Origin of the sequence: Methanobrevibacter sp. (assembly GCF_045541095.1) — an archaeon.
Lineage (GTDB): Archaea > Methanobacteriota > Methanobacteria > Methanobacteriales > Methanobacteriaceae > Methanocatella.
Window position 1 is genome coordinate 17932 of the sequence record NZ_JAZQIJ010000161.1, and the last position, 15191, is coordinate 33122.

Annotated in this window: 17 protein-coding genes; 6 read left to right on the plus strand and 11 right to left on the minus strand. The window is 34.7% G+C overall.

Annotation, left to right across the window (positions count from 1 at the left end; genetic code table 11):
- Window positions 1–5 precede the first annotated feature (5 nt).
- A complete protein-coding gene (locus tag ACKI2P_RS06870; RefSeq protein WP_407376245.1) occupies window positions 6–1223 on the plus strand; it encodes a hypothetical protein in 1218 nt (405 codons plus the stop codon).
- A gap of 25 nt (window positions 1224–1248) precedes the next feature.
- Entirely contained in the window at window positions 1249–1929 is a 681-nt protein-coding gene (locus tag ACKI2P_RS06875) for a DUF169 domain-containing protein (protein WP_407376247.1), read from the plus strand.
- Here ACKI2P_RS06875 and ACKI2P_RS06880 read toward each other — a convergent pair.
- The 3 genes from ACKI2P_RS06880 to ACKI2P_RS06890 form a co-directional block, all read right to left on the minus strand.
- Window positions 1921–2574, minus strand: a complete 654-nt coding sequence (locus tag ACKI2P_RS06880) for an NTP transferase domain-containing protein (RefSeq protein WP_407376248.1) — start codon at window positions 2572–2574, stop codon at window positions 1921–1923. The two genes, ACKI2P_RS06875 and ACKI2P_RS06880, sit on opposite strands and share 9 nt — an antisense overlap.
- 29 nt (window positions 2575–2603) lie before the next feature.
- Window positions 2604–3788 (minus strand): hypothetical protein, encoded by a 1185-nt coding sequence (locus tag ACKI2P_RS06885; protein WP_407376250.1) that lies wholly within the window; start codon window positions 3786–3788, stop codon window positions 2604–2606.
- 70 nt (window positions 3789–3858) lie between these two features.
- The gene (locus ACKI2P_RS06890) at window positions 3859–5139 is read right to left on the minus strand and encodes a Mur ligase family protein (protein WP_407376252.1); all 1281 of its coding nucleotides are present in this window, start codon (window positions 5137–5139) and stop codon (window positions 3859–3861) included.
- 117 nt (window positions 5140–5256) lie between these two features.
- Here ACKI2P_RS06890 and ACKI2P_RS06895 point away from each other — a divergent pair, with 117 nt between their 5' ends.
- Window positions 5257–5652: a nuclease gene (locus tag ACKI2P_RS06895; RefSeq protein ID WP_407376254.1), complete on the plus strand. Its 396-nt coding sequence runs from the start codon at window positions 5257–5259 to the stop codon at window positions 5650–5652.
- A gap of 23 nt (window positions 5653–5675) precedes the next feature.
- Here the strand turns inward: ACKI2P_RS06895 and ACKI2P_RS06900 are convergent, their stop codons facing one another.
- The 6 genes from ACKI2P_RS06900 to ACKI2P_RS06925 form a co-directional block, all read right to left on the minus strand.
- Complete coding sequence (locus ACKI2P_RS06900; protein WP_407376256.1) at window positions 5676–8420, minus strand: AAA family ATPase; 2745 nt, start codon at window positions 8418–8420, stop codon at window positions 5676–5678.
- Window positions 8417–9682 carry an exonuclease SbcCD subunit D gene (locus ACKI2P_RS06905; RefSeq protein WP_407376258.1) on the minus strand — a complete coding sequence of 422 codons (1266 nt, stop codon included), beginning with the start codon at window positions 9680–9682 and terminating at the stop codon, window positions 8417–8419. The genes ACKI2P_RS06900 and ACKI2P_RS06905 overlap by 4 nt, the downstream gene beginning before the upstream one ends.
- 489 nt (window positions 9683–10171) lie before the next feature.
- On the minus strand, window positions 10172–10924 hold the full coding sequence (locus ACKI2P_RS06910) for a geranylgeranylglyceryl/heptaprenylglyceryl phosphate synthase (protein ID WP_407376259.1): 753 nt from the start codon (window positions 10922–10924) through the stop codon (window positions 10172–10174).
- Window positions 10925–11000: 76 nt separating this feature from the next.
- A complete protein-coding gene (locus tag ACKI2P_RS06915) occupies window positions 11001–11147 on the minus strand; it encodes a 50S ribosomal protein L40e (RefSeq protein WP_407376261.1) in 147 nt (48 codons plus the stop codon).
- 225 nt (window positions 11148–11372) lie between these two features.
- Window positions 11373–11906 carry a DUF367 family protein gene (locus ACKI2P_RS06920; protein WP_407376263.1) on the minus strand — a complete coding sequence of 178 codons (534 nt, stop codon included), beginning with the start codon at window positions 11904–11906 and terminating at the stop codon, window positions 11373–11375.
- A 1-nt stretch (window position 11907) separates the two neighbouring features.
- A complete protein-coding gene (locus ACKI2P_RS06925; RefSeq protein ID WP_407376264.1) occupies window positions 11908–12570 on the minus strand; it encodes a hypothetical protein in 663 nt (220 codons plus the stop codon).
- A 129-nt stretch (window positions 12571–12699) separates the two neighbouring features.
- Here ACKI2P_RS06925 and ACKI2P_RS06930 point away from each other — a divergent pair, with 129 nt between their 5' ends.
- The 3 genes from ACKI2P_RS06930 (at window position 12700) to ACKI2P_RS06940 (ending at window position 14453) form a co-directional block, all read left to right on the plus strand.
- The gene (locus ACKI2P_RS06930; RefSeq protein ID WP_407376266.1) at window positions 12700–13410 is read left to right on the plus strand and encodes a hypothetical protein; all 711 of its coding nucleotides are present in this window, start codon (window positions 12700–12702) and stop codon (window positions 13408–13410) included.
- Window positions 13411–13420: 10 nt separating this feature from the next.
- Entirely contained in the window at window positions 13421–13954 is a 534-nt protein-coding gene (locus tag ACKI2P_RS06935; protein WP_407376268.1) for a nicotinamide-nucleotide adenylyltransferase, read from the plus strand.
- Between the two features lie 61 nt (window positions 13955–14015).
- A complete protein-coding gene (locus tag ACKI2P_RS06940; protein ID WP_407376270.1) occupies window positions 14016–14453 on the plus strand; it encodes a molybdenum cofactor biosynthesis protein MoaE in 438 nt (145 codons plus the stop codon).
- Between the two features lie 142 nt (window positions 14454–14595).
- On the opposite strand, the gene ACKI2P_RS06945 is transcribed toward ACKI2P_RS06940, so the two are convergent.
- Both ACKI2P_RS06945 and ACKI2P_RS06950 read right to left on the minus strand, forming a co-directional pair.
- A complete protein-coding gene (locus ACKI2P_RS06945; protein WP_407376272.1) occupies window positions 14596–14802 on the minus strand; it encodes a molybdopterin-binding protein in 207 nt (68 codons plus the stop codon).
- A gap of 17 nt (window positions 14803–14819) precedes the next feature.
- Entirely contained in the window at window positions 14820–15026 is a 207-nt protein-coding gene (locus ACKI2P_RS06950) for a molybdopterin-binding protein (protein WP_407376274.1), read from the minus strand.
- Window positions 15027–15191: the final 165 nt, after the last annotated feature.

Consider the following 15191-nt stretch of genomic DNA (forward strand, 5'->3'; position numbering starts at 1 on the left):
TAGAAATGAAATTACCTACAAGATCAAAATCATATATGATTCCGGAATACAGCCTTACCGGAGACTTGCTTTCGTATATAACATGCGGCCTGCAATACAGATACCAGAATAAAGGAACCTTACCTCCATCAAAGCCTGTGCAAAGATGGTTCGGAGAATTTATCCACGGAGTGCTGGAAGAGGCATATCTCAGCTGGAAGTATCAGCAAAAAGAGTTCCCGTGGGACTGGAAAGAAGACATAAGACCTATCGAAGATGAAATAGATTTAAGACTGCAGGTCAGAGGACTCTATCCCCATGATGAGGATTTGTTTTTCAGCATTAACCAGCCAGGAAGCGATTTGACACTTGATGATTTGAATGAACATGACCACAAAAAACTGGCAAGTGCGAGAGCTGAAAAAGCCATAAACGTATGGGGAAAACATCTCTTTCCACTGATAGACGCCTCAGAACTTCTAATTAAAGGCGTGAGGCCAATGCCGAATTACAACAAAAACACAAGCAGATCAAACTATTATGGGATTAACGGAGTTGTCGACGTTTTAACCTCAACAAAAATAAACAGGATTCATGAACAGAGCACTCTATTTAATTTCGACAATGAAATTGTGAAATTCATTCAAAATAACATGGAAGAAAGCAATATTGAAGACTACGAAATAATCATAGATTATAAGGGTATGAAACGGCCACCTGTCAAGGTTCCCCATCCCCACAGTGAAGACAAATGGGAAAACCACAAGCAGCAGATACTGACCTACTCATGGCTCAGGTCAAAACAGGAAGATGCCAAAACCATTCAAGCAGGAATCATTCTTTATCTGAATGAACTTGTTCCTTCAAAAGAGGATTTGGCGTTAATAAAAGAAGAAATAATCAAAGACCAAACTGACGTTCCTCAAAATGACGAATTTTATGATGATGTCGAGTTGATACTGAACTGGCAGGAAGAAGATAAAGCACCGAATTTGAGCGATGAATTCAAAATAGCACGTTCAATCAGATACATAAAAATCGACGATGAAGAGCGGGAAAAGGCTCTGGCAAAATTCGATGACGTTGTATGCAATATTGAAAACTCACTCATAAGCGAAACAAACGGCTGCAGAATACAGGATGCCTGGAAAGCTGAAGCCGATGAGAGAACATGCCTTGCATGTGACTTCAAGACTTTCTGCAAAAAATATTCCAACAAAACAAAAGACATTAAAATTCCTTAATACAAACTATATATTAGGCGATTCTATGACAAATTCTAATTTGGAAAAAAATCAAAAATATTGTGAAATAATCGAAAGCAAAGTAAAACTTGATGCAAAACCTGTTGCAATGAAACTTCTGAAAACCCAAGATGACCTTCCTGAAGGCTATGATTTAATCGGTGAAAAAATCAGACACTGTGAAATGGTTAGAAAAGCATCATTGGGAGATAAATTCTACTCTACAATCGAAGAACAGCTTTGTTTAGGTGGAGCAGGAGCAATAGGACTTAGAGACATGCCTGAAAAATTGGCAAACGGTGAAAAATATTTCTCATTAGGCAGGTTCCAAGATCTTGAAACCGCTAAAAACCTGACAAGCAAATTATCCATTGTTGAAGATATCCACTGGGGAATCCTCTATGCACCTTTGGATGAAGCCGATTTTGAAGCAGATGTTGTTGAAATTATAACCGAACCTGTCGGAGGAATGAAACTGGCACAAAGTATCGTTTACAAGACAGGTGAGAAAATCAACCCTTCATTTGCAGGTATTCAGTCATTATGCGGAGATGCATTTGCAAACCCATATATCGAAAAAGGAGTTAATTTTACTTTAGGTTGTGACGGTTCCAGAAAAGCTGCAGACATCAAGGACAACGAAATGACTGTTGGAATCAGCAAGGAGAAACTTGAAGAAGTAATTTCAGGTTTGGAATCAATCTAGAAGATTTAAATAATCTTCATAGTGATTAATATTCAACAATTCCTTTTTATTTTTTTCTTTTACACCATAAAACGTATAACCATCAGCAAATATTTTTCTAAGAATCGGATTGAGATTATCATCCTCATTTTCCAAATATTTCATCAGGTTTAATCTGGGTGCAACAAAAGGCATTCCCAATCCTTCAGCAGTATCCAACAATCCGGCCTTTCTTCTTCTTAAAATTGAAATTGTATTATACGGATCTTCGCTGTTTTGACTTACTTCAATCAGATTGTTGAAAGTCTCGGTTGATACTGTCGGCTGGTCTGCAGTAATACATAGTGCAAAATCAGAATCAATATTTGACAAACCATTGAAAAGGGAAGTTGATAAACCTACATCAACAGGATTGTTTTCAACAAATTTTACTTGCCCTTTATAATCATCAAAAATTACTTCCAGTATTTCATCACTATAATGACCAAGTACCACAATGCATTCATCTGCATTTGAGGATAATGCATTATCAATAGTAGTCTCTATAACAGTTTTATTTTTAAATGGTAAAACAAGTTTATTTTTCAAATCCAAATTTCTGGCAAGCTGGTCCTTTCTCATTCTGGAATTCTTACCAGCTGCAGTAATTACTGTAGAAATTGACATAAAAAAAAGAAAGTAAAAGATTATATTCCTTAACTTGGAATATATCTTTCTATTTGTGCATAGATACCCATTCCGGTACCTTCACCTTCAGTCCACATTTTTATTTTGACAGGATAGTCATGGTTGTTTGTAACAGTGATATCACATGCAGGATTATAACCGAATAAAACTGCATTTTCTGTTTCATCCATACCTACAGGAAGTGAAAATCCTTCAGCAAGAACCGCTGCCCTTAATGCTCTGGCGGACGGACATACACCGTGTGCTGCACTTCCTCCAGGAGCTGCTGCATCAGAAGCGGATTCAAAGTAAACATAATCCTTACCTGAACTGGTTGAATTAGGTGGAATAACAGTACCGTTCCAAGCTTCAACGAATTGTCTTGCATTTACTTCCCTGATGTCATCACCGTATTCAGGGTGTGAACCCAGAGATGTACCGTAAACTTCTCCATCCTGTTTTGAATAATTACCGCTGTACAACAAGATAGGGGAACCTGTAGGATATTCAGCCGCATAATCAACTACATCCTGACCGAAGATTTTCGGAACATCAGATGAACCGATATCTGACCGATTATCTGAAAATCCAACCATTCCTTTTTCCAGTGTGAAAGTAGAACCGACATCGGCATCATAGTTATACCAACTTACGATTGTATTGTTATCATAATAATCATTGGAATAGTTCAAGTTTTTAATTTGATCAACAGGAACAGATTGAACAACCTTATCCCCTTCGATAACATCTACACCAGATTCAGTTTTACATAATAATTTATAAGGTGCACTATACCCCCAAACATAATTGTTTGGTCCTTTAACAGCCAATTTATCTCCTTCAAAAGTTATATATCCAGGACCTTGAATTCCTTTAGCATGTCCATATGAGTCAATACCCTCGCCAGATACTGTAGTAAAGTCAAATGGAACCACACCAGTTGCTGCGGACATGAATATGCCCTGCAAATCAAATGCAAGTAATTGATGTGTCAAATAACCTAAATGACTTAATAAAGGAACTTCAATGGTCTTATTTTGACCTAAAAGTGATTGACCTTCAAAAATGGATTGGCCAACTGTAATATTATATTCATCAGCTACAGATTGACCATTAACGGGAGTACTGCTAACAAATGAAAAAGCTAAAAGGAAAATACATGCAAATATCAATACTAAAAATATAACAAATGATGTTCTTCTCCAACTTTTCATTTAAATTTCACCTAAAAATTTTATACATAATTTAATATCTCATAGGTTATATATAAACATTATTAAAAATTTATAATTTTTCAGAAATCAGTTTAATTCTTTCTTGAATATCTATAATTGTATCTTGACCGTTTCCACCAATGAATATTGCATCCTCATGAGAGTATTCCGCAACAAGTTCTATGATTTCATCCAAAGAATTCACCGTTATGATATTTCCCATATATCCAAGAGAGTTCAATCGGTAAATGGCAATATCCAAAGTGTCATCCAATCCCGGAAACAGTACAATCACTTCAGGATTGTATTTAACCGCAACATCAAGAATATCCAATCTATGGAATTCATTATGTCTTGGAGTGCCTATAAAAAGAGCATAAAAATCTTTTTCTTCCAATATTGACGCCAATGCATCAGAATTATCCGTTTTTCCAACGTAAACATCAGCATCATTAATTTTATAAACATCAATTCTGCCTTCAACTGCCTTGAACTCGGCCAAAGTTGATCTTATTATGTCCTTTGGAACCTTAAGCTCAGTAGCAATGGCAGTTGCAAGACCTGCATTGAGCAGATTAAACTTACCAAACAGTTTCAATTCATCCTGATATGCAAAGTAAGGAATGGTTTTGCTGGCAGACTCCTTAAAGTCTGCGTTGAAATCCTGATTGTAGGCTGTGAAAATTAATTTATCTTCAAAAAACCTTACAAGTGAATCTTTATAATTTGCAATTGTCTTGTGAACATCCATGTGGTCATTGCCTATATTGGTCAGACCGATCATGTCAAAGTCAAAGCAGTGCCTGCAGAAATCCAGAGTCATGTCGCACACTTCTACAAGCAAAACGTCATATTGGCCTTCACCGGCTTCAAGAATCAAATCATAATATCCTGAAAATCCACCTCCGCCGTTTCCACCGACAAGAACTTTTTTGCCGGCCCGTTCCAATATGCTTTTAATCATATGAACGGTGGTTGTTTTGCCGTTGGTTCCGGTTATGCCTATTGTAAATACATCCTTATGATTGTCCACCACATCGCTTAACAGTTCAGACTTTTCCAATAATTTTGATGCGAAGGTTCCTCCATACATGCTTGGACTGATGGCTATGGCATCACACTGTTCTATTGCATAAGGGTTTGTAAAACCCAAATCCAAAGTAATTTTTTCACCCACAATTGAAACAGTCTGTTCGTCATCCATCAGATTCATAGAAAGCATCGGTAAATCTAGTCCTTCCAAATCCACATTAATATTCAAATCGGTTGCATATACTTCCCAACCATGCCTTAAAAGAGAATTAACTGCTTTTTTACCTTCTACTCCTAAACCTATAACTGCTGCTTTCATAAAAACTAATCCTTTAAAAAATTATACATAATATTTTAATTATTAAGATTATTAAATATTTTGTAAATGAAAATTATTATATAACCAACGATACAAACTTAAAGCAAAGGTGAAAAAATGTTTGAAGATGAAAAAGATGACAAAATTTACAATTTGATAATTTCACAAGGAACCGACATGAAAAATGAATACGGCCAATTTACAGAAAAACTATTTTCAAAAGTGGATTTTCTATGGAAAGAATCCATTTCAGGATCATATGCTCATGCAGGAGAATCATTTTACAGCAAAGTGGACAGGATAATCTTACTTGCGGGTCTTTACAAGGATAATGTGGAACTGTTTGAAAACCTTATTGAAGCCAGCAAAAAATATGAAATTCCAATTGTGCTTGTAAGGCCTTTAGGAGTTGAAGAAGTTCCCGAACTACTAGAAAGCAAAGCCGCAACTATTGTCGGTTGGAATGCAAACTGCATAATTGACTCAATTAAACATGCAGATGAACTAATATAAAAAAATAAGAAAAAAAATGATATTTAATTAATTATCTTTGAAATACCATTTTCCTTTTCAACTTTAATCAGATTGTCAGCGGCGTTTTCAAGCTGACTTTCATGAGTTACAATAATCATTTGAGGCAATGAAGAAATATCCTTCAATAGATTAATTAAATCATGTTTTCTGAAGTCATCCAAATGAATTGTAGGCTCATCCAGTAAAATTGTATCCAATTCACCTTTTGCGATTGTCCGAGTAATACCCAATCTTAAGGCAAGCGCAATGGCTATTTTTTCACCGCCACTAACCATACTCATTGAAGATTCACCTTCAGGACCATAAACAGTTATTTCATAATCATCATCCAGTGTTAAATCAGAGTAATCGAAGTTGAATTCATTGAAGAATTCCTTAGTGTATTTTTGAATCAGCGGTTTTGAAATGGATTTAAGTTCTTTTTGAACACCTCCCTTACCGTATAATTTTCCGATATATGTTAACAGTTGGATAAATTCTTCAACATCATTATATTCCTGTTGGAATCTGTCGACAGTTTCTATTTTATCTTTCAAATCCTTAATATTGGAAATTGATTCACGTGCCCTGCCCTTAACTTCAGCCAACTCGTCGTTGAATGAATTGTGTTTTCTCTCATACATCTCAAAGCGATATACAACATGCTCATATTTCTCTTTGTCATAAACTGATGCTTCAATTTTATTTTGAGTGATTTCAATCTGGTTTTGGGAAACACCAATTTCTTCTTTTAAAGCATCAAACTGATTTTTAAGAGAATTTTTGTTTTTAATGAAACCTTTAAGCTGATTGTACTCATCATTTTTCTGCTTTAAGTCCACAATACGGTTTTGAAGCTCACTTGCACTGATATCTCCGCTTAAATGAGAATCCTGTTCAATAGCCAATTTGATGTTTTTGACATGAGTGTCAATTTCATTTTCAACCTGATTTAACTTGAATTGAACCTCTGTTTCATCACCTAAAACTTCCAAAGCACCCTCAGCCTTAATATATTCATCATGAGAACTCTTATGAGATTCACGGTCGGTTTTTATTTTTGCAATTTCAAGTATGAGCTCACCAAGCTTATTGCTTATGAACTCTTTGGATTCCAAACCTTCATCAAGCTTGTTCAGTTTAACTAGCTCCCTTTCCAGATGCTTGAATTTCTGTTGATATTCCACTATTTTTTTAGACAATACATTAAGCTTTTCGAGATTTTCCTCACAGTTTTCCTTCTCTTTAGTTAATGAAGAAACTTCCTCTTCATTTTGACTGATGAGCTTTTCATTATCCAGGATTGAGGTTTCATACTGTTGTGCCAGTTGCAGTTTCTTTTTGGAGTCTATTTCAGACTGACATACAGGACATTTATCCTCAACATTATCCAGTTCCTCCAATGATTTCTTTGAGGAAGTGATATTGTGGTTAAATATTGCAATATCCTCATTTTTGGAAATTATGCTTTCGGAAAGCTCTTCTAACCTATTGGAAATTTCATCGATTAAATCATTGTTTGCGTTTTCAAGATTGGAAAACTCATCGATTTTATCCAAATCTTCCTGTGATAATCCTGCAGTTGCCAGTTGATCTTTTGCACTTGAAAAAAAGCTTCCAATGTCATTTCTTTCATTTTCAATGCTTCTTAAAAGATCTTTTTTGTCCTGCTCAAGTTGGGCCATGGTGGCCAATTCCTTTTCGTATTTGATTTTTCTATCATCCAGCCTAGAAATCTTTTCATCGGATTTTAAAAATTCGTTGTAACCTTGTTTATTGTTTGAAAGTAAAGTCTTCTGCTGACTGATTGCAAGCAGTTTATCTGAGATTTGGTTTTCTTCAGCCTTTAAGTTCTGAATATTAATAACGGCCTTTTCAAATTCAAGGTAAACGTCCAATTTGGAAACATACTTTTCCAATCTGGAAATTTTCTCTTCAGCTTCGCTGATTTGATCAAGATTCTCCTGAATAGAACGTTTTTTCTCTTCCAAATCTGCAAGATTGGCCTTTTCTGTTTCTAAGTTATGAAGCTGTTTTTCATGGATTTCCTTTTCTCTTTCCATATCCCTTTTGCTTTCAGAAATTTCCTGCAAGGAATTTGTCACATCTTCAATCTGCTCTTCCAGTTCATGACCTTTATCCTTAAGGGCGGTTAATTCGTCTTTTTTCCTGTCGTATTCATCCTTCAGTTCAGTGGAATTGTACAATTTGCCCTTAAGTTCTGAAAGCTTATTTTCATATTCACTTATTAAAGGCGCTAAATTTTTACATGCCTTTTCAAGGGATTCGATACCCAATAATTTGGAAATCAGAAGCTTTTTCTCTGAAGGGTCTTTATCAACCAGATTAGCTATTTCACCCTGCCTTACATAAATTGCATTTAAAAACATGTCAGTATCCAAATTCAAAATTTGGTGAATTTCCTCGTTGACATTTTCATTTCCATCACATAATTTTACAAAACCGCTTTGTGAAGAAGTTTTGGTATATAATACTGATTTTAAATCTGATTGAAATTCACGCACTACCATATACTCTTTGCCGTTGGAAGTGAACTGCAATTCGACAAACAGGGAATTGGCATTGTTTCGAATCAGATCCTTGATTTCCACAATTGCATGGTTAAACAATGCAAAACTGATGGCATCCAATATGGTTGATTTACCTGCACCATTTTCACCAACAATTACGCTGATACCCTTGTTGAATTTGATTAATGTGTTCTGGTGTGATTTAAAATTACCTAATCTTAATCTTGAAAAAATCATTCCAAACCCCCCTTGAATGTTACTTGAACATTGCTTTCCTCTTCAGGAGCTTCCTCTACAATTTCTTCCTCTTCATCTTCATCATTTTGAAGATTTTCAGTTGTGAATTCAATTTCCTCATCTATAGAAACATAATGCTTTTCGAAAAATTGGTCTAGGACCTCTTGAGATTCATCAATTTTGTCCTTTGACAGCAGGTCATATAACTTTAAAGCCAACTCATCAACTTCACTATTTCCATAGCCCAATAATTTCTCTTCGATTAACTGTTCAGCACTGATTGATTCGTTTTTATAAATTATTTCATCAATCGTTTCTTCACGCTTGCTGAATGTTGGTCTGATTATCAAAGACAAATCTTCAAGCTCATTTTTGATGGTATCGTAAACTGATGCGGAATCTGAATCCATATTCTTAACATTCAATGTTAAAACCGGCTTTTTGTCAAAGCTTTTGATGGTTTCCTTAAGTCCTGCGATATTGCTGTCAAGACTATCAAAATTAATGCTTCTTTGAACAAATGCACGGGAGATGTCAACGGCCACCCTTTTTACGGTTGGTTTTTGACCGTCCATGTCAACTACAACAAATCCCTTTCCGTTTATCTTATAGTCATTCAGCTCATCGGTTTTCCAAACTTCACTGGATCCCGGATAGACCAGTTTTCCTTTTCCAAAATCCCTTTCTATGTATCTGTGAATATGTCCTAAAGCATAATAATTGAAATTATCAGGAATGTCATCCATTTCAAGTTCATGATGTCCGGCCTCATCAAAATTTATTGCCTGGTGCAGAACAAGTATTGACTTTTCATGGTCTGCCGCTTTTTTGGATAATTCTGCCAGTTTTGATTTTAAAACATTGATTTGTGAGGCAGGATAAAACGGAAGGCCCGCAATAAATATATCTCCCTGCATGTAATTTGTATTGATTGGGCTAATTACCTTCAGACCCATTTTCTTAAAAATCACATGAGGAGGGATGGCACCTTTATGAAATGCCTCATCATGACTTCCTGCAATTGCATACATAGGGATTCCTGCACCTTTCAGTTTCAAAAGCCCTTTTTGAAATTCCAAAAGTGCCATTGGAGATGGCTTAGTAGATTCGAAAAGATCCCCACTATGTATGACAAAGTCTACATTTTCTTCTATTATTTTATCTATAACCTTTCCAAATACTTCATAAAAGTCTTTTTCTCGTTCAATTAATCCAAATTGACGATAACCTAAATGAGTATCTGCTAAATGTGCAAATTTCATTATATTACCTTTTTAAATTTTTTGTATATATAACCAATTTAAACACTATAACAGTATTTAATTGAATAATATTTTATTCTATTGTATATTTAATTGTTTGCCAAGAGAGCATATGAGAACTAATCTTTAAAGATTTTAAAAAAAATAAATTAAAAATCAATTTTATCAATATCTTCCATAAACCCATCATCAAAAATGTATTCATATGGCCCGTTTGATATGGGTTTCCCATCCTGTTCAATTATCCGTATGCAATTTAACGAAAATATTACAATTGAAACATTTTAAAAATACACTCCATAATTGCTTTGGCTTTAGAAAATTGTTCTTGATTCATAAAATCGCTTTAAAAGTATAAAAAAACTTTCTAAATTAATTCAATAAGAATTATGAAGATTATATTATAAATAGATATCTGAAAAACTCATTACAATATTTTAAAGCAAAATAAATATTGATTGTAAATAAAAAAAGTAGAGAGTAGAAAAACTACTCCATAGAAGCCTTTTTGATGGCTCCGGTCAATTCCTGAATTTTTGCCTTGACGTCATCAACTTCCTCTACAACAGTACCTGTTACGATGACATCCCCGCCTGCTTTTGCTGCTGTATAGGCAGCTTTTGCATCACGGATTCCTCCGCCGACAACAATAATCATGTTGTCTGTTGCTCTTTTTGTGTATGCAACCATTTCAGGAGGTATAGGCTTGTCAGCACCGGACCCCGCTTCAAGGTAGAAGAACTTGAAACCGAACATTTCATGAGCCATTGCATAAACAGCTGGTATTTTAGGCTTGTTACGAGGCACTAACTTAGCATCTCCAACCCAACCGACAGTTCCGCCAGGTTCCGCAACCATATACGCCATGGACAGGATTTCCATACCTGATGCCTTGACCGCAGGTGCCGCAATGGACTGTGCACCGTTAATCCAGTACTGGTTGGTAGAGTTGATATAGCTCATGAAAAATATTGCATCAGCATATTTGCTTACGCTGCTGGTATTTCCCGGAAAGATGATAATAGGAACCGCAATGTTTTCTGACAATATCTTGCATGTATTGTCCACATCATCACCGTTAACGGTTGACCCCCCAATCATAATTCCATCAGTTCCACCTTCTATAGCCTGAGTTGCAATTTCCAAGGCTTCCTCTGGTGTCTGTTCATCGGGATCAATTAATGTAAAATGAATTTTCCTTGTTTTTAATATATCGCGAATGTAATTTTCAACGTCTTTCATAAAATAAGTTTTATTAACAATGATATATTAAATTAATTGTTTTAAAAAAATATAAAAAAAAGTAAGAGCTTAAAAATTATGCTCTTGGTTCTTTAGCTTTGTATCTTAAACCTTTGTAACCACATTTTCTGCAAGTACTTGCGCCTGCAGGGTTACGTGCATTACATTTTAAGCAGATTTTTACATTGAACATTCTGTTTTCTGCTACTTCAAATCTTGCCATTAATAACTCCTCCTATAATCATGAAAATTTATAATAATAATTTGTTATGAAATAAAAATCAATTTTTCAGTGTTCATAACTATTAATTAATTATTTAACCTTAATAGTATTTAAAGGTTTAGTAAAAATAGATAAAAACAATGTTAAAACTTTATATAAAAAAATATTATTTTTAAAAACTAATAAATTTTTCTCATATGAAAATTGATTAAAAAAATAGAAAAATCAGCCTTCTGAATTAATGCCCTTTTCAGAAAGCAATTCATTTTGAACTTTGACAACTTCGGCACTGGTGTCAACTTCACTGTAAGCCTCAAGCAAATCGTGATTAAGTTCCAAAAAGGTATGGCCCCATTTAAAACCGTTCAATAATTCACGAGCTTCATCCTTATAACGAGTAATGTAAAGAGTTGCCGCAATAGCTTCAACCGTTGACAATATACAAGGTTTTCCATAGTTTACAGGATTGGTTGCAACCAAAAACGGAAGTGATCTGTGATATTTGGACAATGAAAAGAATTTTTTGGAGCTTGAAACTTCATTCCATGAACAGTCAAGCCCAACAATTCCTCTTCTGTGGACATATCTGTAGTCCTCATAAGACACGGCCTTTTCTGCATAGGGATTGAGAACAATTGCACCTGATGGAATCCTGTTGATATCATAGACCAGTCTGCATTTACCAAGCCTTCCCATCTTGATAGCTGTGCACTTTTTCCTGTCGCATTCATCCGCATGAAAAACCGTAATCTTTACCATACTAACCTTCTAAAGCGGAAAGGTTTCCTGCTTTGTATTGATGGATTAAATCCATTTGTTGAGCAAATTCATCTTCACTCAATCCGAACTCTTCATTGATTGCAGGGACATTTTTACTTTGCTTTAATGATATGCTTTTAAGCAAAGGCTCAATATATCCAAGGTATGCCTCACCGTACATTTTTTCGGTTGCATTGATTGGGGATTTTCCGTCAAAAATCGCATAAATCAGATATCCCTGTTTTTTACCTTGGGACTGACAGATTATGATGTCCATCGCATCGCTATTGGTTGAATTTGAATCATTTCCAGGAACAGCCTGTGTGAAATAGATATTCCAGTCGTTTCCGTTCAGTGTCCTGTGTTCAGGATTGGTTACGCCCTGAATCTCATAGATTTCCATCAATGCAGATGAATTGTCTACAGTGGAAATGTTATATGTGATATGGTGTTCCTTATCCTCATATGAATGCATGAATTTTTCCGTATCGTTTTCAAGACTTACATTACCTACAAAACTTCCTTCCATGAACTCTGTCTTGAAGGGAGTGGTAACCGTATTCTCATTACCGTTGTTTAGTATTCCAGTGGCAAAGAGAACTCCTACAATTGCAATAATTGCTATTATGGCCACTGCAATAATTATTATATTCTTATTTTCCATTATGAAAACTCCATAATTTTTTCAGTAATATTTATATCAAAAGTCTTTTATAAACTTTATTTTATTGAAAAAAGTATTTTAAGTAAAAAAAACAAAAAAATGTATTATTAAAAGAAAAATGGTAAAATTATGAATAAGAAAAGGCAATATCAAATATTGCTATTGGTTTTGGTTGCAATAGTGATATTCAACTTATCCATTATTCTAACATCCACCATGGACAGTCCAGAAAATGTTTATAATGTCAGTGAAGTTGGAAAAAATACCAACGGAACCGTTTATAAAATTATTGCAGGTAATGAATCGTCAAAAGAAACTGTTGGCATTATCCTAGGAGTCCATCCGAGAGAGCATGAGATTCATGAAGCAATCAACAAGACAATATACAACATTACACATGAAAACGGAACAAAAAATCTGACCAAAAAATATGTAATATACTACATCAAAACAAACGCAAACCTGACATCAAGAGAAGATACAAGAGCGGCAGGTGAACAGCTGGCACATAAATACATTGTTCCAAATATCAAAAATGACAATCCGTTTATAGTTATAGACGTTCATGAAATAGATCCTGTTTACGAGTATTCTAATTTCCTGTTCAGCCTTTCGAACAGAAGCGATAAAATAGATTCTTATATAGAACATATAACCCATGATGTTGGTTTGGTTGACTATAACTTTACAGAAGGAACAAGTCCTGAAAAGGTTACGGCACCTATCGCTAAAAAAGGAATCAATACCATTTTAGCGGAAGTGTGCATTACAGACACATTAGACCAAAAGCAAAGAACAGCAGAAAGATTGATTAAAAGTTTAGATGAATTAAACCCGTAGCGTGATTATTATGCAAAAAGTTCGAGGAATATTGATTGGAAGAATGCAGCCCGTTCACAATGGACATATGCAGGTAATTAACAAGATTTTAGATGAAGTCGATGAAATCATCATAGGAATCGGCAGCGCTCAGCTCAGCCATGAGATAAAAGACCCTTTTACTGCCGGTGAGAGAATCGTCATGATATCTCAGGCCTTGGCCGAAGCAAATGTGGATCCGAGCAGATACTACATCATTCCAATGCAGGACATCAACTTCAATGCGATTTGGGTTTCACATGTCAAGATGATGACCCCTCCATTTTCAATAGTCTATTCAGGAAACTCCCTTGTAAAGCAGCTGTTTTCAGAGGAAGGTTTTGAAGTAAGGCAGCCTCCACTCTATGACAGGTTGCATCTGTCCGGAACTGAAGTCAGACGCAGAATATTGAATGATGATGATTGGAAAGAACTGGTTCCTTCAGCGGCAGTTGATTTCATATCAGAAATCAATGGAGTGGAAAGAATCAAAAATCTTTCAGTCAAGGAAGTCAGTGAATTATGATAAAATTTATATAAAACCAAATATTATATAACAATAGTTATAAAACTATGGAGATTTTACAATGGTCGTAAGAGTTATAGAAGCAAAAGAAGACAAAGTGACAACTGCTGATTTAATAGCAGAAATAAAAAAAAGCAATAAAATTGACTACTCCGGAGCTATTTTCACCTTTGAAGGAATAGTTCGTGGAAAAGAAGAAAACATGAACTTGAAAAAGTTAATATTGACCACACCTGACAAACAGGAAACACAAAAAGAGATTGAAAAAATCGTCGAAAACGCCAAGATAAAATATAACGTTCATGAAATATCCGTAGTCCACTACATAGGCGAGTTCTACACTGGAGACATGCTGTTTTTAGTTGCAGTTTTAGGAGCACACAGGGGCGAAACCCTCGATGCATTAAAAGAAGTCATTGAAACCGTGAAATATGAAGTGGAATTTAAAAAAGAAGAAATTTCCGAAGAAGGAACTAAAACCATTCTTGCTGGTGGATAATAATGTTATTAATGAGCATTATCCGATTAATAATATTATTCTTAATAATCTACGCAGTCATAAAAAATATAAAAACACTACTAAAAGCAGGAATAATAGTTTTCATAATTTTGATATTATTAGGAATTATAGGATATTAATCCTATTTTCCTATAATAACTTCAGTTGATTTGATAATAGCTGTCACATCATCACCTTCTTTTAAACCTAATTTTTCAGCAGATTCTTTAGTGATAACAGCAGTGATTGTATTTGGTTCTGTTACTTCAATTTTGATATTGGCCATTACAGCCCCTTTATCTACACCGACGATTTTTCCTTCTAACTGATTTCTAGCACTGAGTTGCATATTTATTTCCTCCTTGATTATTTTCCAATGATGACTTCGGTTGATTTGATAATAGCTGTCACATCGTCACTGTCTTTTAAGTCCAATTTTTCAGCTGATTCTTTAGTAATGACTGCTGTGAGGGTATTTGGTTCAGAAATTTCAATTTTGATGTTTGCCATTACAGCACCTTTTTCTACACTAGTAATTTTGCCTTTTAACTGATTTCTTGCACTAAGTTGCATTTATAATCACCTCTTTGTTTTTTCAATAATATATTACTTCGAAATGTATATAAATATATCGTTTTTTCAAAAAATAATAAATTTAATATCGATTACTTGAAATGCTTCATATCGATGAAATAAATTAATAATATATATTTAAAAGAAACTAAAAACAGTTAAAAT